The organism is Acetobacter suratthaniensis, from assembly GCF_017377745.1.
GTDB classification, from domain to species: Bacteria; Pseudomonadota; Alphaproteobacteria; order Acetobacterales; family Acetobacteraceae; genus Acetobacter; species Acetobacter suratthaniensis.
Map to the genome: position 1 here is coordinate 301,333 of NZ_JAFVMG010000001.1, position 21,852 is coordinate 323,184.

At 62.3% G+C, this 21,852-nt stretch carries 18 protein-coding genes; 12 read left to right on the plus strand and 6 right to left on the minus strand.

Annotated features, from left to right (window positions below):
- The first annotated feature begins 8 nt into the window (after positions 1-8).
- The 3 genes from coaE (at position 9) to J2D75_RS01445 (ending at position 1,989) form a co-directional block, all read left to right on the plus strand.
- Entirely contained in the window at positions 9-596 is a 588-nt protein-coding gene (gene coaE, locus J2D75_RS01435; protein ID WP_207852803.1) for a dephospho-CoA kinase, read from the plus strand.
- Positions 593-1,267 (plus strand): DNA polymerase III subunit epsilon, encoded by a 675-nt coding sequence (gene dnaQ, locus J2D75_RS01440; protein ID WP_207852034.1) that lies wholly within the window; start codon positions 593-595, stop codon positions 1,265-1,267. Before coaE ends, dnaQ begins: the two co-directional genes overlap by 4 nt.
- A gap of 233 nt (positions 1,268-1,500) precedes the next feature.
- Complete coding sequence (locus J2D75_RS01445; protein ID WP_207852036.1) at positions 1,501-1,989, plus strand: hypothetical protein; 489 nt, start codon at positions 1,501-1,503, stop codon at positions 1,987-1,989.
- Between the two features lie 24 nt (positions 1,990-2,013).
- Here the strand turns inward: J2D75_RS01445 and J2D75_RS01450 are convergent, their stop codons facing one another.
- From J2D75_RS01450 to purM, 5 genes are all read right to left on the minus strand, one after another.
- The gene (locus J2D75_RS01450) at positions 2,014-3,864 is read right to left on the minus strand and encodes a heparinase II/III family protein (protein ID WP_207852038.1); all 1,851 of its coding nucleotides are present in this window, start codon (positions 3,862-3,864) and stop codon (positions 2,014-2,016) included.
- Positions 3,865-3,992: 128 nt separating this feature from the next.
- Positions 3,993-4,655 (minus strand): ribulose-phosphate 3-epimerase, encoded by a 663-nt coding sequence (gene rpe, locus J2D75_RS01455; protein WP_207852040.1) that lies wholly within the window; start codon positions 4,653-4,655, stop codon positions 3,993-3,995.
- A gap of 61 nt (positions 4,656-4,716) precedes the next feature.
- Entirely contained in the window at positions 4,717-6,039 is a 1,323-nt protein-coding gene (locus J2D75_RS01460) for an RsmB/NOP family class I SAM-dependent RNA methyltransferase (RefSeq protein WP_207852042.1), read from the minus strand.
- Between the two features lie 103 nt (positions 6,040-6,142).
- On the minus strand, positions 6,143-6,766 hold the full coding sequence (gene purN / locus J2D75_RS01465) for a phosphoribosylglycinamide formyltransferase (RefSeq protein ID WP_207852044.1): 624 nt from the start codon (positions 6,764-6,766) through the stop codon (positions 6,143-6,145).
- The gene (gene purM, locus J2D75_RS01470) at positions 6,763-7,845 is read right to left on the minus strand and encodes a phosphoribosylformylglycinamidine cyclo-ligase (protein ID WP_207852046.1); all 1,083 of its coding nucleotides are present in this window, start codon (positions 7,843-7,845) and stop codon (positions 6,763-6,765) included. Before purM ends, purN begins: the two co-directional genes overlap by 4 nt.
- A gap of 109 nt (positions 7,846-7,954) precedes the next feature.
- Here purM and J2D75_RS01475 point away from each other — a divergent pair, with 109 nt between their 5' ends.
- From J2D75_RS01475 to J2D75_RS01510, 8 genes are all read left to right on the plus strand, one after another.
- Positions 7,955-8,731 (plus strand): P-loop NTPase family protein, encoded by a 777-nt coding sequence (locus J2D75_RS01475; protein ID WP_207852048.1) that lies wholly within the window; start codon positions 7,955-7,957, stop codon positions 8,729-8,731.
- Positions 8,732-8,926: 195 nt separating this feature from the next.
- Positions 8,927-11,290: an RNA degradosome polyphosphate kinase gene (locus J2D75_RS01480; RefSeq protein ID WP_207852050.1), complete on the plus strand. Its 2,364-nt coding sequence runs from the start codon at positions 8,927-8,929 to the stop codon at positions 11,288-11,290.
- 93 nt (positions 11,291-11,383) lie between these two features.
- Positions 11,384-12,862, plus strand: a complete 1,479-nt coding sequence (locus J2D75_RS01485; protein ID WP_207852051.1) for a Ppx/GppA family phosphatase — start codon at positions 11,384-11,386, stop codon at positions 12,860-12,862.
- 194 nt (positions 12,863-13,056) lie between these two features.
- Positions 13,057-15,372, plus strand: coding sequence for an adenylate/guanylate cyclase domain-containing protein (locus J2D75_RS01490; RefSeq protein ID WP_207852053.1), 2,316 nt, complete (start codon positions 13,057-13,059; stop codon positions 15,370-15,372).
- Positions 15,369-16,280, plus strand: coding sequence for an MlaE family ABC transporter permease (locus tag J2D75_RS01495; RefSeq protein WP_243428381.1), 912 nt, complete (start codon positions 15,369-15,371; stop codon positions 16,278-16,280). The genes J2D75_RS01490 and J2D75_RS01495 overlap by 4 nt, the downstream gene beginning before the upstream one ends.
- A gap of 3 nt (positions 16,281-16,283) precedes the next feature.
- Entirely contained in the window at positions 16,284-16,985 is a 702-nt protein-coding gene (locus tag J2D75_RS01500; protein ID WP_207852055.1) for an ABC transporter ATP-binding protein, read from the plus strand.
- Positions 16,985-17,935: an MlaD family protein gene (locus J2D75_RS01505; RefSeq protein WP_207852057.1), complete on the plus strand. Its 951-nt coding sequence runs from the start codon at positions 16,985-16,987 to the stop codon at positions 17,933-17,935. The genes J2D75_RS01500 and J2D75_RS01505 overlap by 1 nt, the downstream gene beginning before the upstream one ends.
- Complete coding sequence (locus J2D75_RS01510) at positions 17,932-18,990, plus strand: tetratricopeptide repeat protein (protein ID WP_243428382.1); 1,059 nt, start codon at positions 17,932-17,934, stop codon at positions 18,988-18,990. The genes J2D75_RS01505 and J2D75_RS01510 overlap by 4 nt, the downstream gene beginning before the upstream one ends.
- Positions 18,991-19,044: 54 nt before the next feature.
- Here the strand turns inward: J2D75_RS01510 and J2D75_RS01515 are convergent, their stop codons facing one another.
- Positions 19,045-21,228, minus strand: a complete 2,184-nt coding sequence (locus tag J2D75_RS01515) for an FUSC family protein (protein ID WP_207852059.1) — start codon at positions 21,226-21,228, stop codon at positions 19,045-19,047.
- A 253-nt stretch (positions 21,229-21,481) separates the two neighbouring features.
- On the opposite strand from J2D75_RS01515, the gene J2D75_RS01520 reads away from it, so the two are divergent.
- Positions 21,482-21,850 carry a YidB family protein gene (locus tag J2D75_RS01520; RefSeq protein WP_207852061.1) on the plus strand — a complete coding sequence of 123 codons (369 nt, stop codon included), beginning with the start codon at positions 21,482-21,484 and terminating at the stop codon, positions 21,848-21,850.
- Positions 21,851-21,852: the final 2 nt, after the last annotated feature.

Genomic DNA, 21,852 nt, shown 5'->3' on the forward strand with positions numbered 1-21,852 from the left:
TGGCGCGCATGAAAGTTCTCGGGCTGACCGGCGGCATGGGTATGGGTAAAAGCACGGTTGCCGCCCTGCTGTGTAAGGCAGGGTTGCCGGTGTTCGATGCCGATGCCGAAGTGCGCCGCCTGCAATCAACGCCGGGGCCGGTGCTGGACGGCATACAGGCCGCGGTGCCGGGGGCTGTCAGCAACGGTATGCTTGATCGTGCAGCCCTGCGGCGGGCGGTTATGGCGCAGCCCGCCCTGCTGCCCCGGCTTGAGGCGCTCATTCACCCTTATGTGCGTCGGGCGCGGGCGCGGTTTCTGGCGTTCTGGCGGGCGCGGGGGGCTGCGTGGGTAGTGCTGGATATTCCGCTACTGTTCGAGACTGGCATGCAGCGTCAGTGTGACCATGTATTGGTGGTGTCCGCGCCGCGCTGGGTGCAAGCCCGTAGGGTGGCGGCACGGCGGGGCATGAAACAGGCCGAGGCACGGGCGCTGATGGCGCGCCAGACCCCCGATGCCCTGCGGGTGCGTGGTGCCGATACGGTGCTACGCACGGGCCGCTCCATGAAGGAAACACGGCGTCAGGTGCGCCGTTTTATCAGGATGTTGCGCGTATGAAGCGTTCAGTGCTGTTCGATACGGAAACCACCGGGCTGGACCCGGCCACGGGCGACCGCGTGATAGAAATTGCAGCGCTGGAACTGGTGGGTGACCTGCCGACAGGCCGGGCCTTCCATGTTCTGCTCGACCCGCAGCGTGACGTGCCAGAGGAAGCCTCGCGCGTGCATGGCTTTACGATCGACGATCTGCGCGGCAAGCCGCTGTTCGCGGATAAGGCAGCGGAGTTTTTAGAGTTTATCGGCCAGGACCCGCTCATTGCCCATAATGCACGGTTTGACTTTGGGTTTCTGAATGCGGAACTCAAGCGCGCGGGCCTTCCGCCGCTGGACATGGCCCGCATGGTCGATACGCTGGATATGGCGCGCGAGCGCTTTCCGGGCATGCCCAACAGCCTTGATGCGCTGTGTCGCCGTTTTGGCGTCGATCTGTCTGCCCGAACGACCCATAACGCCCTGCTGGACTGCAAGCTGCTGGCTGAGGTGTATGTCGAGCTTATGGGGGGGCGGCAGCATGGGCTTGGCCTGACCGCCAGCGGTGGCGAGGCTCCGAGCGTGCAGTATGCGGCCCCTGTGGAACGGCGGAGCATCCGTATTTGTCCCACTCCCGAAGAACTGGCCTTGCACGAAGCCTTTGTTGGAAAACTGAAAGAGCCTGTCTGGAATAGCTGAACGGCAGTTTGTGTGCCGGTGCTCCGGTTCTGGTCACGTGGTCGGGCCTGCTGTTTCTGAAAAAGGCTTTGCAGGGCATGGCGGCTATGCCATGCTCGACAGGCCGATAAATAAAAATACAAGATTGTTCCGTTATTTGTACGAACTGGTGGCGTATGCCGCAAAGACTGTGCATGGCGCGGGCGTCAAAGCCGTGATCGTAAGATCCGGCGCAGGACAGGGGGCTTAATCTAATGCGTTCAGCATACTTGCGTTCCGTTGTGGCCGTGGCCCTGTGCAGTGCGACCATCGCGCCCGCCATGGCGGAGAAGGTGCTGGGGCCTGTTTCGGGTGAGGTAAAGTTTATCTCGCATTCGGCCGATCTCGGGGTGGGCTACACCTGGGGCAAAGGTGTTCTGATCTATGACGGCAAACAGTATCCGTTCGAGGTTAGCGGGGCTTCGGCTGCGGCTATAGGTTTTTCCTCGGGTGATAGCGTTGGCAAGGTCTATAACCTGCAACGGCTTGAGGATTTTGAAGGTACCTACTGGGCGCTTTCCGGCGAGGCCACGATCGGGCAGGGTCTGTCAGGTTCACTGATGGAAAACAACGATGGCGTGCGCATCCGCCTGCAAGAAAACCGCTCAGGTGGGCGTCTGGCAGCATCGCCCTCGCGGTTGAGCATCCATTTTGTCAAACCCAAAGCAAACAAAACCACCACGGACGCCAAAACCCCTTCCTGAAAGGGGCTTCCCTTCGTCCTGTCGTCAGGTTTCGATCAGCGTCAGCCCCCAGTGAATGAGCCGCTGTGTGGTCGAGACGTCGGGTGCTGCGGGCGTATGTGCCAGCTTCGGACGTTGGGGAATGTCGGTTGAAGGTGCTTCCGCCTTGCTGGCTGGCTCGGGCTGTTCACCCGCTGTTTCAACGGGGGCGGTCGCCAGATCAGCATTCTCTGTCAGGGTTGCGCTGGGTGCCTGCCCATAGGCCTCGTCCGGGGTGTCCGGCAGGGGGGCAGGGGCGACTGTCCCTTCGGTGCTATCGCTATCGTTATCAGCAGTTGGGGGTGTCGTTTCTGTCGCAGCAGGCCGCGTGCGGGCGGTGAGTACGATCTGGCGTGACGGCTCTGGCGCGCCCCGGCCCAGATAGACACTTTCTTCCACCGTGATCTCGGCATCGGACTGGAATAGCCAGACTTCTTCTGCCGTGTTCAGGTGCAGCCCCTCCGGCGTTTCTTCCAGCGTGACAGAAGGATGGAGATGAAAGCGGATCAGGCTTGGGGTTGGTTTTTCGCAGGGGCCAAAATGTTCCTCGCCCCGCAGGGTGTGGCCTTCGCGCCCCAGATAGAGCTTGCGGCTGTAAACCCCGCCGCCCTGATGGGCATAACCATCATGCGACATATCAAGCCAGTGTGCGCCTTCATGCGTAACATGTGTGCGGTTGACCTGTGGCAGATGGCTGAGCGTGCCATCGCGCTCGAATGTCAGCGGTTTCAGGCCCGGTGCTTCCAGCACGGAGTGAGCCGCCGGGTAACGCAGGGCCAGCTCCCAGCCCGCACGGGTGCTGGAGCCACAATTGACGATCAGTCGCTGCTTGCCGGAAGAAAACTCAAACGACAGCATACCCGCATGCGCGGTTTCAGACTGGGGCGGTGGGGCGGCGCTGTCGGCCAGCAGCATCGCGCGCCCGCTGGTCATGCGGGTAAAGCCGCTATCGTACACACTGGCGGCCACAACGCGGGTGCGGCATGCGCGGTTGAGCACGAGTTCCATAAAGTTGGCGTCGCGCTCCAGACTGCCATTAAACAGCGCCAGACGGCCATCGCCATGGCGCATGGCGCGTAGCACGGGGGCCGCGCGGTTGGCGGCATCCAGCAGGGCAGTGGGCTGGGGGTGGCGTGCTGTCTGGAAAATAGACAGCATTTCAGCCAGTTCACGCACGCTCTGGAACTGCACCTCCGGGCTACGGCTGACATGGCTGCCATCAGGGTGAAACTGCCCGGCCAGCACGCCATCCAGCAGGCGCAGGAAACGTTCGAGAAACTCCGGGTAATCCGGCATTACCACGCCCACGGCCAGCAAACCTTTGAGCGCGGACAAAGCGCGCCAGTCTGACAGGGCTTCGGGCATCAGGGCGGCGATGGAGCGGGCTTCCATGATCAGGGCCGTCATCAGGTTCTGGCGGAACCTGTCATCCGCACTGGCGGCGAAAAACTCATAACAGCCAAGCCATGATGCCAGACGCATGCCGGTTATGGCGGGGTCTGACAGGGGGCGCTCCATCGGGGGGATACGCATCCAGTGCGAAACCAGCGTGCGTGCGCGGATACGTGCGGATTCAGCCCCCAGTTCGCGCAGGTCTCGCAGCCATGTAAAGCCCTGTAGCCAGCGGCAATAAGCCTGCGACCAGTCTGGCGCATCCCACTGGCCGGGTTGAAGCTGACGGGAAATGCCGTCATGGCTGGTCTGGTTGCGAACCAGCCTTTCTCCTGCAAGAGCATCGCCAGGCCACAGGTCACGCAGCATCATGGCGGGCGCATCGGGCACACGCCCGAACCCGCTGCGGGGGTTGCGCAGCGCGTAGGAAAGGCGTGTTCCTTGTGTCCATCGGCGCAGCGACATGGGCGGATCAGCACTCCTGAAGGCGGGCGGCGGGGTGCGGCTCGTCCGGGCGAGCCATTTCAGTCGGGCCCGGTCAAAGATTACAATGCAGTAAGCCGTTTTGGCTAGCCCGGATTATGACAGGGATTTTACACGCCTTTGAGTGCTGAAATGGCAGCGGTGTAATCCGGCTTGCCGTAAACGGCGCTGCCTGCGATCAGCACATCGGCTCCGGCCTGTATGGCCAGCGGGGCTGTGCCGGGGTCTATGCCTCCATCGACGGCCAGATGGATGGCGCGTCCGCTTTGCGTAATCATGTCGCGCAACTGCGTGATTTTGGGCAACTGGCTGGCCAGAAATTTCTGGCCACCAAAGCCGGGGTTTACGGTCATGACCAGAATGACATCCACCAGATCCATCACCTCGGCAATGGCGCTGGCGGGGGTGGCCGGGCACAGCACAATGCCGGGTTTCGCACCAAGGGCGCGTATGCGCTGGAGCGAGCGGTGCGTATGCGGCCCCGCCTCGATATGGATCAGGATCTGGTCGGCCCCGGCCTGTGCAAAGGCTTCCAGATACGGATCAACCGGTGCGATCATCAGATGCACATCGAAAGGGATGTCCGTGCAGGGGCGCAGGGCTTTAACCACCGCCGGGCCGAAGGAAATATTCGGCACGAAATGCCCGTCCATGACATCAAGATGCAGCCAGTCGGCCCCGGCGGCTGCCACGGCGCGTGTTTCTTCACCCAGGCGGGTAAAGTCAGCCGCCAGCAGGCTGGGGGCAATCAGGGGGCGGGGCGCAGGTGTCATGGTTTATATCGTTCCGTAATCCTACAGGGTGGCGCAGGGTATAGGGGCGGGGTGTGTGACTTTAGGCCGGGCGCGTGAACCGGGCGGCAAAAAAGCCGTCCATGCCACCCAGTTCCGGCCAAAGTCCCGGATGCGTGCGCAACCAGCCTTCGGGGGTCAGGGCTTCGGGTAGCATGGCCAGTTCATCCGGGGTGAAAGGGTCTGGTACCAGCCCCATTGCCTGTGCGGCGCGGGCGCGGGCTGGGCCTTCTTCTTCCTGCAAGGAGCAGACGGCGTAAACCAGTCGGCCACCGGGGCGCAGCATGTCACGTGCTGCGGCCAGCAGGCGATCCTGTGCGGCCGTCAGGGCGGTGAGGTCTCGCGGGCGTTTAACCCATAGCACATCGGGGTGCCGCCGCGCCGTGCCAGTGGCCGAGCAGGGGGCATCGAGCAGAATGGCGTCCAGCGGGGCATCGGGGCGCCATGCGCAGGCATCGGCCTGCACGATGTGTACGGCCAGCCCCAGCCGTTCCATGTTTTCCTGCAGGCGTGCCATGCGCGCGGGGTTGTTTTCAACGGCGGTTACCTGCGCGCCTGTTACGGCAAGCTGTGCGGTTTTGCCGCCGGGGGCTGCGCACAGGTCTGCCACCTGTTCGCCCTCACGCACGGCCAGCAGGCGGGCGGGCAGGGTGGCAGCAGCATCCTGCACCCAGAAAGCGCCCTGTTCGTACCCGGCCAGATCAACTACGCGGGTGCCAGCGGGAAAGCGCCATGAGCCATTGGGGAGCAGCACGCCGCCTTCAGGCGGTGTCGCACCGGGGCGCAGGGTGATGTCCAGCGGGGCTTCGGTGCTGATGCCCCGTGCAATGGCGCGCGGTACACCCGCGCCCAGACCCGACCATGCACTCCACAGCCATGCGGGAATATCGAGCCGGGGTTGATCAAGGCCGTCCAGCACGGTGGCCCCATTGGTCGCAATCTTGCGCAGCACGGCATTGGCCAGCCCGGCAAAAGGGGCAAGCCCACGCCTGCGGAGCAGATCAACCGTGGTGCCTACGGCAGCATGGGGGGGCGTTTCAAGGAACAGGAGCTGGGCAGCCCCCAGCATGAGTGCGGCGCGGACAGGCTCGGGTGGTTCCTTACGCAGGAACGGCTCCAGCACGGCGCGCAATGTGCCCATATGGCGCAGGGTCGCGGCGGCCAGACGGTGTGCCGCTGCACGGTCGCGCGGTTCGGCTTCATGGGTCTGTGCCGAGCGTGCCAGACTGGTTTCGAGCATGCGGCGATGCTCCACCACGCCGCACAGGATATCGAAAGCGACATCGCGCGTGGGGTCTGCCGCCGGGGTGGGCATGGGGCGTTTGCCCCGTGGACGGGAGCGTGTGGGGCGGGGGGAGGATGTCATGGAAACTCAAACCGTGGCTGTAAGCGGGGCGCGCCCATGCAAAAGCGCGCGGCAGAACGGGGGGTGAAATGCGGCAGGGCCGCCGCATAGGAGCGGGCGGTGGTCAGCCCACAACAAGGGCGTGCACGCCGGTGGGGGCGGGTATGGCGCCCGTCAGGAAATGACGCAGAACCCGCGGGTAAAGGGCGTGTTCCTGCTCCAGGACGCGCGCGGCCAGTGTGTCGGCGGTATCGTCCTGTAGCACGGGCACGGCGGCCTGACCCAGCACTGGGCCTTCATCCATGCCTTCGGTCACGATATGCACCGTACAGCCATGAATGCGGATACCGGCCTGCAAGGCGCGTTCATGCGTGTGCAGCCCCGCAAAGGAGGGCAGCAGGCTGGGGTGGATGTTGAGCATACGCCCTGCCCAGCAATGGGTCAGATACGGGGTAAGCAGGCGCATATAGCCTGCAAGGCACACAGTCTGCGCCCCTGCTTCAAGCAGGGCATCGTGCACGACACGCTCATGCGCCTCGCGGTCGCGCCCGAAAGGACGGTGATCCACAGCCTTGACCGCCAGCCCTGCCGCGCGGGCCATGTCCAGGCCCGGCGCATCGGGGTTGTTGCTCAGCACAAGGCAGATCCGGGCTGGAAAGTCCGGGTCCTGCGCCGCTTGTATCAGGGCCGTGGCATTGCTGCCCCGGCCGCTGAGCAGAATGGCGACAGGGAGTTTCGCCGTGGTCATGCCGCGCGGAAATCCGGGGTGGCCTGCATGATCAGGTCGGGCTTGGCGGCCGGGTCCGCCGCGGCTGCGACATGGCCGATCACGCTCGGGGTTTCCCCCATTTCGCGCAGGATTTCGAGCACCTTTTCCGGCTCGGGGGTGATCAGCACCATGCCCACACCACAGTTGAACACGCGCAGCATTTCATCGCCCTGCACGTTGCCGGTGCGGGCCAGCCAGCGGAACACGGGCGGAATGGGCCATTCCTGATCAATGACGGCGTTCAGGCCATCGGGCAGGACGCGGGGCAGGTTGCCCGGCAGGCCACCGCCAGTGATATGGGCCGCGCCATGCAGCAGGCCAGCGCGGTGCAGGGCCAGAACCTGTTTGACGTACAGACGCGTGGGTTCAAGGAATGCCTCGCCCAGTGTCTGGCCGGGCGCGAAGGCTGCGGGGTCAGTCCAGGCAAGATGTGCGTCCGTCACGATCCGGCGCACCAGCGAGAAGCCGTTGGAATGCACACCGGAGGAGGACAGGGCGATGAGCGTATCGCCTGCGGCAATGGCTGTGGGCAGCAGAGCGCCACGCTCCGCCGCACCAACGGAGAAACCGGCCAGATCGTAATGGCCATCGGCATACATGCCCGGCATTTCGGCGGTTTCACCACCGACGAGCGCACAGCCCGACAGTGCGCAGCCCTGTGCAATGCCTTTGACCACCTTGGCTGCGCTGGCGACGGACAGGCGCCCCGTAGCGAAGTAGTCGAGGAAGAAGAGCGGCTCAGCCCCCTGCACGATCAGATCGTTCACGCACATGGCGACGAGGTCGATCCCGACCGTTTCATGCAGGTCGTTATCGATGGCGAGGGTCAGCTTGGTGCCGACACCATCCGTGCATGACACCAGCACCGGGTCCTGAAAGCCTGCGGCCTTGAGGTCGAACAGCGCGCCGAAACCGCCCAGCCCTCCCATGGTGCCGGGCCGATCCGTGGCCTTGGCCGCAGGGCGGATGGCGTCCACAAGCGCTTCGCCTGCTTCAATGTCCACGCCGGAATCACGGTAGGTAAGTCCGGAGGAAGGGGGGCGAGGAGAAGACGTCATGACGGTTACGCTCTTGGTCTGAATGAATATGGGGTCGATGTTGGAACCGTGGTGAGTTAGGATTCCCGCGAACAGTCTTTACGGCAGGAGACGCGGCGCGCAAAGCGGCATGACACCGATTGATGAAACAAACAGGGCCTTACCCGCCCCGAATGATGCGGAATTAGGGGCTGAGAGCACATCTGGCGGGCAGTTTGCCCTGCCGTTTGCCCACCGCCCCCGATTCGGTCGAACGGATTTTGTGGCGGCTCCCTCCAATGCTGCGGCGCGGGCCTGGGTGCTGGATACGGAGGCCGTTACCCGTTGGCCGGAGGGGCGCATGGCCCTTTGGGGGGCGGGTGGCACGGGCAAGACGCATCTGCTGTCGGTCTGGGCGGGGCGCTATGGCGCACCGGTCATGCAGGGGGCGCGGCTGAATGAAGCCGCCGTGGTGGATCTTTTCCACGATGGTGGGTTCCGGGCCGTGGCACTGGATAATGCCGATGCCATTACCCGTGAGCAGGATCTGCTCCACCTTGTCAATCTGGCGCGTGAGCGGCGCATGTCGCTGCTGATGGTGGCGCGGCAACCGCCATCGCGCTGGCCGTTTCTGCTGCCTGACCTGCTGAGCCGCCTACGTGCCACGGCCTCGGTGCCTATGGGCGAGGCGGAGGAAGACCTGCTGCACCGCCTGCTTTTGCGGCTTGTGGCCGAGCGCCAGCTTGTCATGGGGCCGCAGGTAACGGACTGGCTGCTCCGCCGCCTGCCCAGACGGGCCAGCGCCGTGCGCGACTATGTGGCCCTGCTTGATGAGGCGGTGATGGTTTCAGGGGGGCGGATTACCCGCGCACTGGCCGCCGCTGCACTGGAAAAGCTGCTGCACCGGGAGGAAGAAGGGGGCGAGTAAGCCGTAAGTCTGACGCGTGGGCATTAATTGCAGTTTCATGACATTACAGCTTTATGCCGATCTGGTGAACTTCCCCGCCCCTGCGCGATTGCGTTATGCTTCGCAGGTAGATGTTGAGCATGCTGGCAGGACGGGTCGGGGCGCTATGCGCCACCAAGCCCGCCCATGCGGCAGAAGGAAGGGAGAAGAGCTTAAATGACGACGCAGGACGAAAAGCCGCAACGGAGCGTCAGGGCCACGCCTTCCAAGACTTCGACCAAAAGCCGCAGTCCTGCCCGTGCTACGGCGCGTGGGGCTACAACGCGGCGCAGTGCGGCCGCACAGGCGGCGACGGCCGAGGGGGAAAAAACACCCCGCGTGCCCGCCACGCGCAGCCGTAAGACGGCAGAGCGGCATATCGACATGGATTCGCCCGAGCGGTTCATCAACCGCGAACTGTCCTGGCTGGACTTCAACCAGCGCGTGGTGGATGAGGCTGACAATGCCCGCAACCCGCTGCTGGAGCGCCTGCGCTTTCTGTCCATCAGCGCCAGCAATCTTGATGAGTTTTATTCCGTTCGCGTGGCGGGGCTGGTGGGGCAACTGCGCGAAGGGCTGACAGCGACCTCGCCCGATGGCCGCACACCCGCCCAGCAGCTTGAGGCCGTGCGCGAACGCACAGCGCGCCTGCTGCGCGAACAGCAGAGAATATGGACAGAGCTACGCCAGCTTCTGGCCGGGGCCGGGGTGACCCTGTGCGAGACGGCGGATCTGAGCGAAGCAGATCGCGAATGGCTGGAAAAAACCTTCACCGACCGGGTTTTTCCGGTTCTGACACCGCTGGCGGTTGATCCCGCACACCCTCTGCCTTTCATCCCCAATATGGGTTTGGCGCTGGGTCTGCGGCTACTGTACGCGGAAACGGGCCTGTTCGCCATGAACGCCCTTATCCTGCTGCCTGCCCAGATAGAGCGCTTTATCCGCCTGCCGGTCTCTACCGTGCAGCCAGCGGGCGAAGCGCCTGCCATCCGCTTTATCCGGCTGGAAGACCTGATCACCCTGTTCATAGACCGGCTGTTTGCCGGGCTGAGCGTGGGCGAGAGCGGTGTGCTGCGCGTTGTGCGGGATACGGATGTGGAGTTCGAGGACGAAGCCGAGGATCTGGTGCGTTCCTACGAAACCGCGCTCAAGCAGCGGCGTCGGGGGGTTGTGATCCATCTCGACATGGAAAAGCGCATGCCCGCCGAGTTGGCGGCGGCCATTGCCTCCGACCTTGATCTGCCCGCCGAGGAAATTGCCGTGCATTCGGGCATGATCGGCGTTGTCGATCTGCGGCAGATGATTGTGGATGACAGGCCCGACCTGTTGTTTGCACCTTATACGCCGCGCTTTCCCGAGCGTATCATTGATTTCAATGGTGACTGTTTTGCCGCCATTCGCGCCAAGGATCTGCTGGTGCACCATCCGTTCGAGAGTTTCGATGTGGTGGTGCAGTTCCTGCGGCAGGCAGCACTCGATCCCAACGTGATTGCCATCAAGCAGACGCTTTATCGCACCTCGCGGGATTCCCCCATCGTCAAGGCGCTGATCGAGGCGGCCGAGGCGGGCAAATCCGTTACCGCCATGGTGGAACTGCGGGCGCGTTTTGATGAGGAGGCGAATATCCGCCTTGCCCGTGCGCTTGAGGCGGCGGGCGTGCAGGTCGTGTTCGGTTTTGCCGAACTCAAGACTCACGCCAAGCTCAGCCTGGTGGTGCGGCGCGAAGGGGCGCAGGTGCGCTCCTATGCCCATTTTGGCACGGGGAATTATCACCCCATTACCGCGCGTATTTATACCGACCTGTCCTTTTTTACCTGCAATCCGGCCTTTGCTCGGGATTCTGCCCGGCTGTTCAATTACGTGACCGGCTACGCCATGCCCGCGCAGATGGAAGAGCTGTCATTCGCCCCCATGACTATCCGCAAGACGCTGATGCAGTTGATCGAGGATGAGATCGAGCATGTGCGTGCGGGCCGTCCCGGCACGATCTGGCTGAAAATGAATGCGCTGGTTGACCCCGAACTGATCGACTGCCTGTACCGTGCCTCCCGCGCGGGGGTGAAGATTGTGGGGGTCATACGCGGCATCTGCTGCCTGCGGCCCGGCGTTCCGGGGCTGTCAGAGACCATCCGCATCAAATCGGTGGTGGGGCGTTTTCTGGAGCATGCGCGGGTGTTCGTGTTCGGTAACGGCCACCGCCTGCCGTCGCGTCAAGCGCGGGTATATATTTCCTCTGCTGACTGGATGACCCGCAACATGGACTGGCGGGTGGAAAGCATGGTGCCCATTACCAACGCCACTGTGCATGCACAGGTGCTTGACCAGATCATGATGGCCAATCTCCGCGATAATCTTCAGTCGTGGATACTGGAGCAGAACGGTGTGTGGCGGCGCCTGACGCCGGGCAACCGGCCGTTTTCGGCGCATGACTGGTTTATGACGCATCCTTCGCTTTCGGGCCGGGGTTCGGCAGCTCATGAACGGCCGCTGCACCCGCCTGCGGGCCTGCCGCCGGGGCAGGAACTGCTGATTGATGTCTGATCCGATGCGGGGTTGGGGTACATATCCCGTGCGGTTGGGGCTTGCCGCACGGGGTGCTTTTCTGTCATGCCGCTTCGGGTGAGGGGAGACTTTATGCAGCGTCGCTCAGCGGTTGTGGACCTTGGGTCCAATTCGGTCCGGCTTGTCGTGTTTGAAGGGGCATCGCGTAATCCGATGCCGATTTTCAACGAAAAAGCCGTGTTGCGCCTTGGTCGTGGCCTGACGGAAACAGGGCGGCTGAATGAAGATGGCGTTGCCATGGCGCAGGGCGTTGTCAGCCGGTTTTACGCCATTGCCCGCGCCATGCAGGCTGATCCGTTTGAAATTCTGGCCACGGCTGCGGTGCGTGATGCCTCGAATGGCCCGGCTTTTGTCGAAATGCTGCGCAACAGCATGCCCGGTGTATCCATCAGGATTCTGTCGGGCGAGGAAGAGGCCGATCACTCCGCTATCGGGGTCATGTGCGGTATTCCGGGTGCCTCCGGTCTGGTGGCGGATGTGGGCGGTGGCTCTCTTGAGCTGATCAACCTTACGGCTGACGGTCGCCACCATGCCACAACCCTGCCGCTGGGTATGATCCGGCTGGCGGACAGAGCCGGAGGTGATCTCGAAAAAGCCCGCCAGCTGGCCGATACCGATATTGATGGTGTCAAATGGCTGTCTGGCCGACAGGGCGGCACGCTCTATCTTGTCGGGGGCGCTTTTCGTGCGCTGGCGCGGCTGCATATTGCGCGCACGCAGTATCCGCTCAACATCGTGCATTATTACGCGCTGGATACGCAGGAAGCCCGCGAAATGACTGGCTGGCTGCAAAACAGCTCCCGTCGCAGTCTTGAACGTCTGCCCGGTGCGCCCCGTAAGCGGCTGGATGATATTCCCTTTGCCGCAACAGTTCTGCGGCGGCTCATGCGCAAGGTCATGCCTGAAAAGGTGGTGTTCTGCGTCGATGGGCTGCGCGAGGGCTGGTACATGCTCAATGTCGCCTCGGAACTGCTGGCACAGGACCCGATGGAAGTCGTGGCCCGCACGATGTGCGAGCGCTTCGGGCGCAGCAATACCCTGCCTTCTGTGCTGTTGAACTGGACACAGGGTGTGCTGCCAGAGGAAAGCGAGACAACCTGCCGCCTGCGCCATATTGCCTGCTACCTGTCGGATATCGGCAGTCACGACCATCCCGAATACCGGGCGGAGCAGACATACTGGCGAGTGCTACGCTTACAGGGGGCTGGGTTCGATCATCTGTCGCGTGCATGGCTGGCGTTGGCGTTGGCCATGCGCTACGCGGCGGACGTAAACATGCCTTTCCTTTCGACCTCGCGCCAACTGCTGAGCGAAGGGCAATGGAACGAGGCCGTGGCGCTTGGGCTGGCCTTGCGTCTGGCATATTCGCTCTCGGGCGGGGCGGAATCCTTGCTCGAAGGTACAGCACTCGCCTGGCAGGATGGTGAGCTGGTGCTGACGCTCACCTCGGCACGGGTTGCGGTTAAAGGCGAAAGTGTCCGTCGTGGGCTGGAGCGTCTGGGGCAGGCGCTGGGTGCACCTACCCGCTTCGCACTCGATCTCGCCCACTGAAAATCCAGCATGGACCGGGCTGGCAAGGCCCGTGCCATGCTGCTCAAGGGGTGGACAACCCACGCCTGGGCAGGCACATTACCCGAACGATACCGCGTTTGGCGCCCTGAAGGGCGACGTTTGCGGGCTGTGCCACCTGTGACATCCGGCCGGGTTGGTGCGTGTCACCGGCAACAGGCAGTGGAAACCGTTGCGTGTCTTCTGAAGAAATTATTGACCCGACCGCCCAGAACCAAGCCGGCATGCGCAAGGCGCTGCTGCATCTGGCCCTACCTTTTGGCCTGACCATTCTGGCCGTGGGGGCCATTGCCTGGGTTGGCCTGAGTTCATACCGCACAACGCGCGAAGGTGTTGCCCGTCTGACGCAGGAACTGGTCGAGGCGGTGCAGAGCTATATCGTGCAGGAAGTGGCTGATTACATCATGCCCGCCGCAGCCGGGAACCTGATTGCCAGCGGCATGATAGAGCACGCCCCCGTGCAGGTGCAGGACAAGGTGTTCTACTCCTATGCGAGCACCATGCTGCGCAAAATTCCGCAGCTTCAGTCTTTTTATCTGGGGGGAGAAGACGGCATCCTGCGGCTGGTTACGCGCTCATCCGACCCAGATCTGCTGGATCATGAAGTGCTGATTGTCAAAAACGGGCATCAGTATTTCCACCATGCGCTGTACAATCAGAAAGGCCAGAAGGTTTCTGAATATGATGAAGATGCAGGCGCTTATAACCTGCGTGTTCGGCCATGGTTTACCAGCACCAAGGGCAGCAGCGATATAAAATGGACGCAGCCTTACCTGTTCTCGGATAGCAAGCAGTTTGTCATGACCAGTTCCCTGCGCTTCAAGGGAGCTGATGGCAACGAACTGGTTTTTGCCACCAATATTTCGCTCAATGAACTGAGCAGCTATCTGGACCGCATCAAGATCGGCCAGACCGGCAGCGCCATGATTGTGGATTCACAGGGCCGGATCATGGCCGGGCGCAACCTTGACCAGAAAGCCCGCGCGGCCAACTGGAACCCCGACAACATGCGTATAGACCCCAAGGATGAACCCGTTTTCGCCCTTGGTTATGACCATTACCGCGTGCGGGGCTTTGGCGTGCACAGCGTTACATGGAACAGCCGGCGCTATATTGTCATGGCTTCGGCTCTGCCTCGGTATTCGCAGGGATGGGTACTGCTGATTGCCGTGCCAGAAAAGGACATGGCCAGCTTTGCCCACCAGAGCAGCCGCCAGAGCCTTCAGTTTGCCGGGATTATCATTGTATTTTCCACATTGCTGGGGGGGCTGTTCATCCGTCAGGTACGCCGGACGGACCGCGGTGCCCGGGCTTTGTCGCAGCAGAACCAGCAGGTGGAGCAGGAAAGTGCCGCGGCCCGTCAGGTGGCGGTGTCACCCGGCCTGTTCGACCCTACGATCGAACCGCTGGTACTGACCGAACAGCTTGCTGTCGTGACGGATAGCCGCCGCGCCAGCCTGTGGCGTTTTCTGCACGATGGCGCGGCCATGGTGTGCGAGGATTCCTACGACCACCAGCAGGACACCCATACCGGCGGGTTTGAAATGGGCCGGGCCGAGTTGGGCAGCTTTTTCAGCGCGATTGATGAAGGGGCGTGCTTTACCGTTATCAATGCTGCGGCCGATGAGCGGACGGGGCGCTTTGAGCGTTTGGTCATGCGCGAAATCGGCACCTCCATGCTGGCGGTGTTTCCGGTGCATGGGCCGCGCGGTATTGAAGGGATGGTCGCGCTCGAAAACCCGAGACTGCTCGCGCAACAGCAGTATTTTGTGGACATCGTGGCTGCTATCGCAGGGATGCGCTTTGCCGCTATGCGTGTTGGCGAAAAAGACCCATCGCAGCAGAAAAACCCGCTGGCGACACAGCCCCATAAAGTGCTGCCGCCCTTGCTGACCGACAATATGCTCATGCACACGCCGGGCATGGACGGGCTGAGCGGGGCCAATGTTTACAATGCCGTGGCCGTGCTGATTATTTCCTTCTCCGACCCCGAGGTGGAAGGTGCGCAGGAAACCGAAGCCCTGATTTCGCTGATCGACCAGCTTGCAACCCATGTGCAGAGCATCGCACTGGAACACCAGCTGTTTGCCGTGGAAGTGGCAGGGCATCGCATGATCTGCATGGCGGGTTGCGGGGCGGAGGAAGACCCCACAGCACTGACCAGACTGGCCGATGCCGCGCTGAAAATGCGTGAGACCTTCATGGGCGCGTTGGCAGCGGTTGATCTGGAGCCTGTTTTCTCTATGGGCATGGATTATGGCCCGGCCTTTGGGGGACTGGTGGGGCAGGCGCCACAGGTTTTCAACCTGTGGGGGCAGACTGTCTCGCTGGCGGAGCTGATGTCCGAAGGCGCGTCCGATCCCGGTGTCATTCAGGTGACGGAGCGCGTTTACGCCGCCCTGCGTGATCGCTACCTGTTCCGCAGCCGTGGCACGTTCTTTACCCCGCATCTGGGTCTGGGCCGGGCTTATACGCTGGCGGCCAGCCGATGACGGAAAAGCCAGAAACTCCGCAGGCCGAACTGTCCTCCACTGAGGATATGCAAGACCCTAACGACCCCATTCTGGCAGGGCGGCCGGGAGTTTCGCATGGGCGGTTCGACTCCCTGCTGGGCTGGAGCTGCAACCGGCTGGGCTGGATTGGCTGGCTGACACGGCGGCAGGCTCGGTTTCTGCTGATCATGCTCGGCGCATCGTGGGGGGTTATCTACGAAAGCCTGCGTGCACATTCATGGCGGCGTACGGTGCGGTATGAGTTTATCAGCACCATGAACGACATTATCCGGGGCGGGTTTGTCGCTACCCTGTTTGCCGGGGTGCTGACCGGGGTGGCTGCGGTGTCGCAGGTTATCTACTGGCTGGGTCTGACGGGGCTTGCCACCATGACCGGCTCCATCCTGATCAATGTGGTGGTGCGCGAAATCGCCCCTATTCTGGTCGGTATGCTGCTGCTGGGGCGTAACGGCATGCTGTCCACCACGGAACTGGGCCTGCTGACGATCGGGGGCGAGGTGCGCTCCATGCAGGCGGTTGGGGTTGATCCCTTCCTGCTGCTGGTTATGCCGCGTACGCTGGCTTTTACCGTGGCGGGTTTTACGCTGGGTATCCTGTTCTCGTTCGCCTCTCTGGTGACGGGCTATGTCATGAGCCGCCTGACAGGGGTTATCAGCAGCCCGGTCTGGACGTTTCTGGATAGCGTTGTCACGGCCATGTCGGGAATGGATTATGCTATTATCCCGCTCAAGTTCATTACGGTGGGCTTTGTTGTGGGCTTGGGCGGTTGTCTGACCGGGCTGACCGCCACCCGGCACGACACCCTACGCTCCCTGCTGCCGCGTGGTTTTTCACGCGGGATGCTGATCGTGATGGTGGTCAGCGTGCTGTTCAGTCTGGATCTGTAGAGCATGGATACCTATACCGCAGGCCCGCTGCTGGAACTGAACAAGGCTGTTCCGTCCTTTGAAGAAAGCGGTCTGCCGCCCCGTCCGATGAGCCTGCGCCTGATGGCGGGTGACTGCTTTGTGGTGGAAGAACGCGACCCCCAGCGTGCAACCATGTTTGCGGATATGTGCAGCGGGCTGGTGCCGCTTGATGCCGGGCAGGTCAGTTTTATGGGGCTGGACTGGACGGAAATGAAAGACCGCCAGCTTAACGCCCTGCGCGGGCGGATCGGGCGGATTGCCCGGCGGCCAAGCTGGCCCGGTTTCGTGCCCATGCACCTTGCGATCATGTTGCAGCAGTTGCATCATACCACCCGCACGCAGGATGATCTGTTGGCCGAGGCCGCGCGTCTGGCTGCATCTTTTGGCCTGCCGGGCCTGCCCACACAGGCACCGGACAGAATGTCCGATGCCGATCTGTGCCGGGCAGGCTGTGTGCGGGCTTTTCTGGGCCGACCCCACCTGCTTCTGCTCGAAGACCCTCTGGAAGGGGGGCCGCAGGAACTGGCGAACCCGTTCCTTGAGGCCCTGACAGAAGCCCGTGACCGGGGGGCCGGTATTATATGGCTCGTGCGGAATGCTGCTGTATGGCAGCGTTACCGCACGGGTGTCACAGCGACCTGGCGGCTTGCCGATGACGGTCTCGTAGCAGTACGGATGGGATAATGTTCCAGCTCCGCCTAAGGCAGAAAGTCAAACCTCTTGTTTCCATCCGCTATGCGGATGAATGGGTGGGCTTTCTTGTTCTTCTCAGTCTTGTCATTTTCGCGGGTTCCGTGATCGAGGCGGGTATCCTGCGCGACTGGCTGACCCCACCGGCCCGCTTGCGTGTGGTGTTGCCTGACTCAGGGGTGGGTGGGCTGACAGTGGGTGGCGATGTGCAGCTTATGGGCGCACATGCGGGTACTATCCGCTCCATCAAGCTCAACCCGTCTGGCAGTATGTATGCCAATGTAGACCTTGATCCGCAGGTTAAACCCTTTATCCGGCGGGACAGCACGGCTCTTATCCGCAAGCAGCTTATTGTTACCGGGGCATCCTATCTCGATCTCAGCCGTGGTGCGGGCGAGCCGATGGACTGGAGCTACGCGGTTATCAAGGCCACACCGGCCCCCAATCCGGCGGATCAGATTACCGCTACCTTCGAGAGCATTCAGGGCCAGATCATGCCCGCACTGGCCAGTGCACGACACATGATGGCCGAGCTTGATTCCACCATGACCGATATGCACGCGGGCAAGGGCACGGTGGGGCGGCTGATGACCAATGATCAGCTTATCCGTCAGGCTGAAGCGACCATTGCCTCGCTCGATGAGGTTATCACACGCCTGCGGCCGATAGAGCAGCAGATTTCCGGGGTTATGAAAAAGACCGATGCGACGATGGCCAATGTGCAGTCGGCCTCTGGCGACCTCAAGGCAGCCACGCCGCATGTCAAGAATATCGCGGGCAATCTGGATGAAAGCATGGCCGATCTGCCCGCTCTGCTCGCACAGGCGCAAACCACCCTGTATGGGCTGGAAAAGCTGACAGACCAGCTCAGGGGGGCATGGCTGCTGGGTGGCCACAAGGTTTCGCGGCATAACCGTCTGGACCCGGAGCATGTGCAGCCATGAGAAATACTGGCCCTCAGCCCGTTACCAAGGGCGGATGCGTAAGACAGCCGAACCTCCTGTTGCGTACGGTTCTGCCTCTGGTCGCCCTGCTGCCGCTGGCCGGGTGTGGCGGTGCTCAGCCAGAGCCTGCGGCGGAACAGTATGATGTCGCTTTGCAGCAGTTCCTGTCCGCCGGGCGGGATTCGTTCATGCTCGGGCGCTACACGGTAGCGGAAACCCAGTATCGCAAAGCCGCGTCACTTGCTCTGCTACGCGATAGTGCGCCGGAAATTGCTGAAAGCGGGTACGATCTGGCTGTGGCGCAACTAGCGGCGGAAGAACCGGCGCTGGCGCGCGCCACGGCGGATAAGACACGGCGTGCCGTGGCCCTGCGTGGTGGCCATGCCATGCCCTATCTCGATCTCGTAGATGCAGCCGCCTGTTACCGGCTGGGTTTGTACGAGCAGGCGCGTGACCTTGCGCTCAAGGCCGCGCAGGCTGTTAGCGGGGCAACGGCGTCTGATGCCGCGGGTCATGCCTCGGCGGTGTTGCTAAGCACACGTGCTGCACTGGTTTATGCGCTGGCAGCGGATCAGCAGGATGATACGGCGGCTCTGGCGCAGGTACCCGGCATGATCAGCACCGTGAACCCGCATGTGGTCGCGGCGCTGTCGGTCGCACAGGCTACCGCCTTAAAAGCTGACCAGCGCGAGATACAGGCTCTTGTCGCCCGGCGGACAAACCCGGCTCAGGCCATGAGTGCGGCCGAAGATGCCGCGAGCTTGCGGCGTGAGGGCGGGAATTACCATGATATGGCGCGGGCTTTGGCTCTGGCTGCCCGTAGTGCCGATGCCGTGGGGCAGAAGGACAAGGCGCAGGCCCTGTGGTCACGCGCCGCCCAGAGTGCCGCGGCACAGGGTGGGGCTGCCAGCCATCTGTCCAGCACGCTGGCGGCGGGTGTTGCGGGGGCGGCGGATTCCATCCGCACCACCACACCCGATGATGCCAACGCATGGGCGCGTGCGGCTGGTGGGGTAACGCTCCATCCCTTTACGGACGAAACTCCCAGCCCCTGAACCCTACGCCCGTATGCGGTTTGATATGCCCCTTTGCTTAAAGCCGAAGGGGGATCAGACTGCCTTGTAGGGTTTGGAGGCATCCAGAAACACAGCGTTGACCTCCAGCTCGTGCGATACCACGATCAGATAGGCAATCGCGCGCGTGAGTTCGATACGCTTGGCGATGTTCGGCTCGGTGGTTTCCATCGTCCGCAGGGCAATGGTGGCCTCCCGCGCGGCGCGGGCGGTATGGCCGTAAAGCCCCGTAAAATTGCTCATGCGTTTCATGACAATTTCAATGGCCCGGCGCGCGGCAGGTGGGATCTGGTTACGCTTGAGCAGCGCACGCAGGCGGATGATATTCAGCCCGATGGTCATGGCCGCCAGCGTGCCTTGCAGGCACCCTTCGATCGTGGGGGAAGGCGTTGGCCCCGCATGGCGGATGAGGCGGGAGAAACGGTCGATATTACGCCCGATCCATTCGCGCGTTTCGGGCAGGGGGTCGCTTGAAGCCAGCACGCGCAGATCGCGCAGGATAGCCCGGCGCATGCGCCAGCGTTCCGCCGCATTGTTAAACGGCAGCACGGCACGGAAAATCAGCACCGCAAAACATACCCCCAGCAACACGGCCAACGTGGAGTTGAACCATGCTACCTCGTTTTCGCGGCCTTGGTTGAGCGGGTGCACGAAATTGGGCAGCAGCAGTGTATAAGCTGCCGAGTGCAGAGCTGTGCCGGCGTTGCGGGCGGCAAGCCCCCCTGCGATCATGGGGAGGGCGAGGGTCGCCACCAGCATTTCATAATTGGCCTGCGTGGGCAGGATGAAAAACACCAGAAAGAACGACACAAAGGCCGCCCACAAACTGCCGACCATGAACTGCGTGGTGGCCACCACCGGGTTTTCACGCGTGGCGAACAGACCGCAGACAATGGCGACAAAGGTAATGAAGCCCAGCCCCATATCCCAGGCTGTGCATTCCCAGATCAGCCCGGCGGCGGTAATGGCCACAGCAGCCCGCACGCCGTTGTACAGGGCTTCGCGCTTGTCCATGTGTGTGGGCAGGCGGAAATGAAACTGATCGCCTTTGATAAAGTGCTGGCTGGCGTCATATTCGCGTAGCCCCTGCTCAAGCTCGCCCAGCAGTTCATCCAGCGCGTTGTGCAGGATGCGGCCATCAAGCAGGGCGGTTAGCTGCGAGTGATCATCTGACGGATCGAATACGCTACCGATTTCGTGGGTCAGGGCATCCACGATCTGCTGGTGGCATTCAGCGCGTAGCAGTTGCAGGTCACGCAGGAGCAGGCGGATAGGCTCATCGCCGTTCAGGCGTGCGGGCAGGCTCGCCAGAAATTCGCTTACACGGGTGGACGTGGCGCGGAAAGCTGGCTGGTCGGTCTGGACATATTGCAGGCGCACCGCCATGCCCAGCCCGCGCGATAGCAGCACGGATACAGCCGAAAGAGCCGCACGCGCATGATCCCCCTCGCGCCCGTGGGGGCCCATTTCAACCTCGGAAAACTCGATCTGGTCGTTGATGGTGAGGATGGGGCCAAAGAGCGTGCGGGAGCGGATCATGGCTTCCTTGTCGCCCGAAAGCAGGCTGGAAACCGAAGATGAGACGTTGTTGAGTGCCGTACGCAGCTTGTCGCGCATGTTGCGCCGTGCGGTCTGGGCGAGATTGTGGGCGAATAGCCCCGCCACCGTGCTTTCACAGACAATCCCCAGCACGATGTAGGTCGCGCGGGACATGGCGGTCATGAACACGTTTTCAGGGTCGGGGATAGCGCCTAGAGCGATAATGCAGGTCGTATAACCGGCCAGCACCAGAGCGTAGGACCGAAAGTTGCGGACAAGGGTTGCCAGTGTGCAGCACCCGCCAAGCCAGAGTGCGAGGGCGGGGAAGAAAAGCCACGCATGCTGGTTGAAGGCGGAAATAAGGGTGATGGACATCACCACCCCCACGCCGGTACCGACAAGACGCCACCGCGCCTTGGAAAGACTTTCCCCGCGTGAGCCCTGTGCGACGATCCACACCGTCATGGGCGCCCATTGCGGGTCGTCCAGCTCCATCCACAGGGCGATGACGAGCGAGAGCAGGGCGGCGATCGTACTGCAAACGGCAAACCCGAACGCCGCAGGCGTGGGCGCCAGCAGCCAGGCGAGCGGCAGTTTGCTCTGGCTGCCGGGGCGACCAAGCGGGCGCAGGGTGCGTAATGAGCCGATCCGGGCAAGCACTAGAGATGAAAGACTGAACACGGCGGCTACTTTGTGTTTTGCGGCGCGGAAAACAATCACAGGGAACTGTGCCGGCAAGCCTAGCGCGTCTGTCCGGTTTTTCCTTGTAGGTTCAAACGCATATCAGCTATCGGCGGACAGGAGAATGTTGCGGCCGGTCTAGTAAAAAAAATTTATGCCCGCGTCTCAGTCTGCCATACTGGCGGCAAAGGTGCGCAAGAGAGCCGCCACAGGCAGCCCCGCATGATGTGCCGGGCAGGGAAGGAAAGCCGAAATGTCTGATTTCTTTCAGAATATTGTGGGTAAGGTCGGCAGTGCTCTGGGGGTGGATGTGCAGACATTCGTCCAGCAGCAGGTGCAGTCGCTTTTGCAGCCGCAGTCCATTCAGGCGCTGGTTGACCGTGCGGAACAGGCCGGTCTGGGCGATAAGGTGCGCTCGTGGGTGAGCCAGAACAGCAACCTGCCGGTAACGCCGGATGAAATTCGTACGATTCTGGGGAGCGATGTCGTGCATGACATGGTGCAGAAAACCGGCCTGCCCGCCGATGGTGTGCTGACGGCGCTGGCGCATTGCCTGCCCGCCGCTGTCGATGGCAAAACGCCAGACGGGGTTCTGCCCCCCGCAGGGGATAAGCCGGCCTGAAC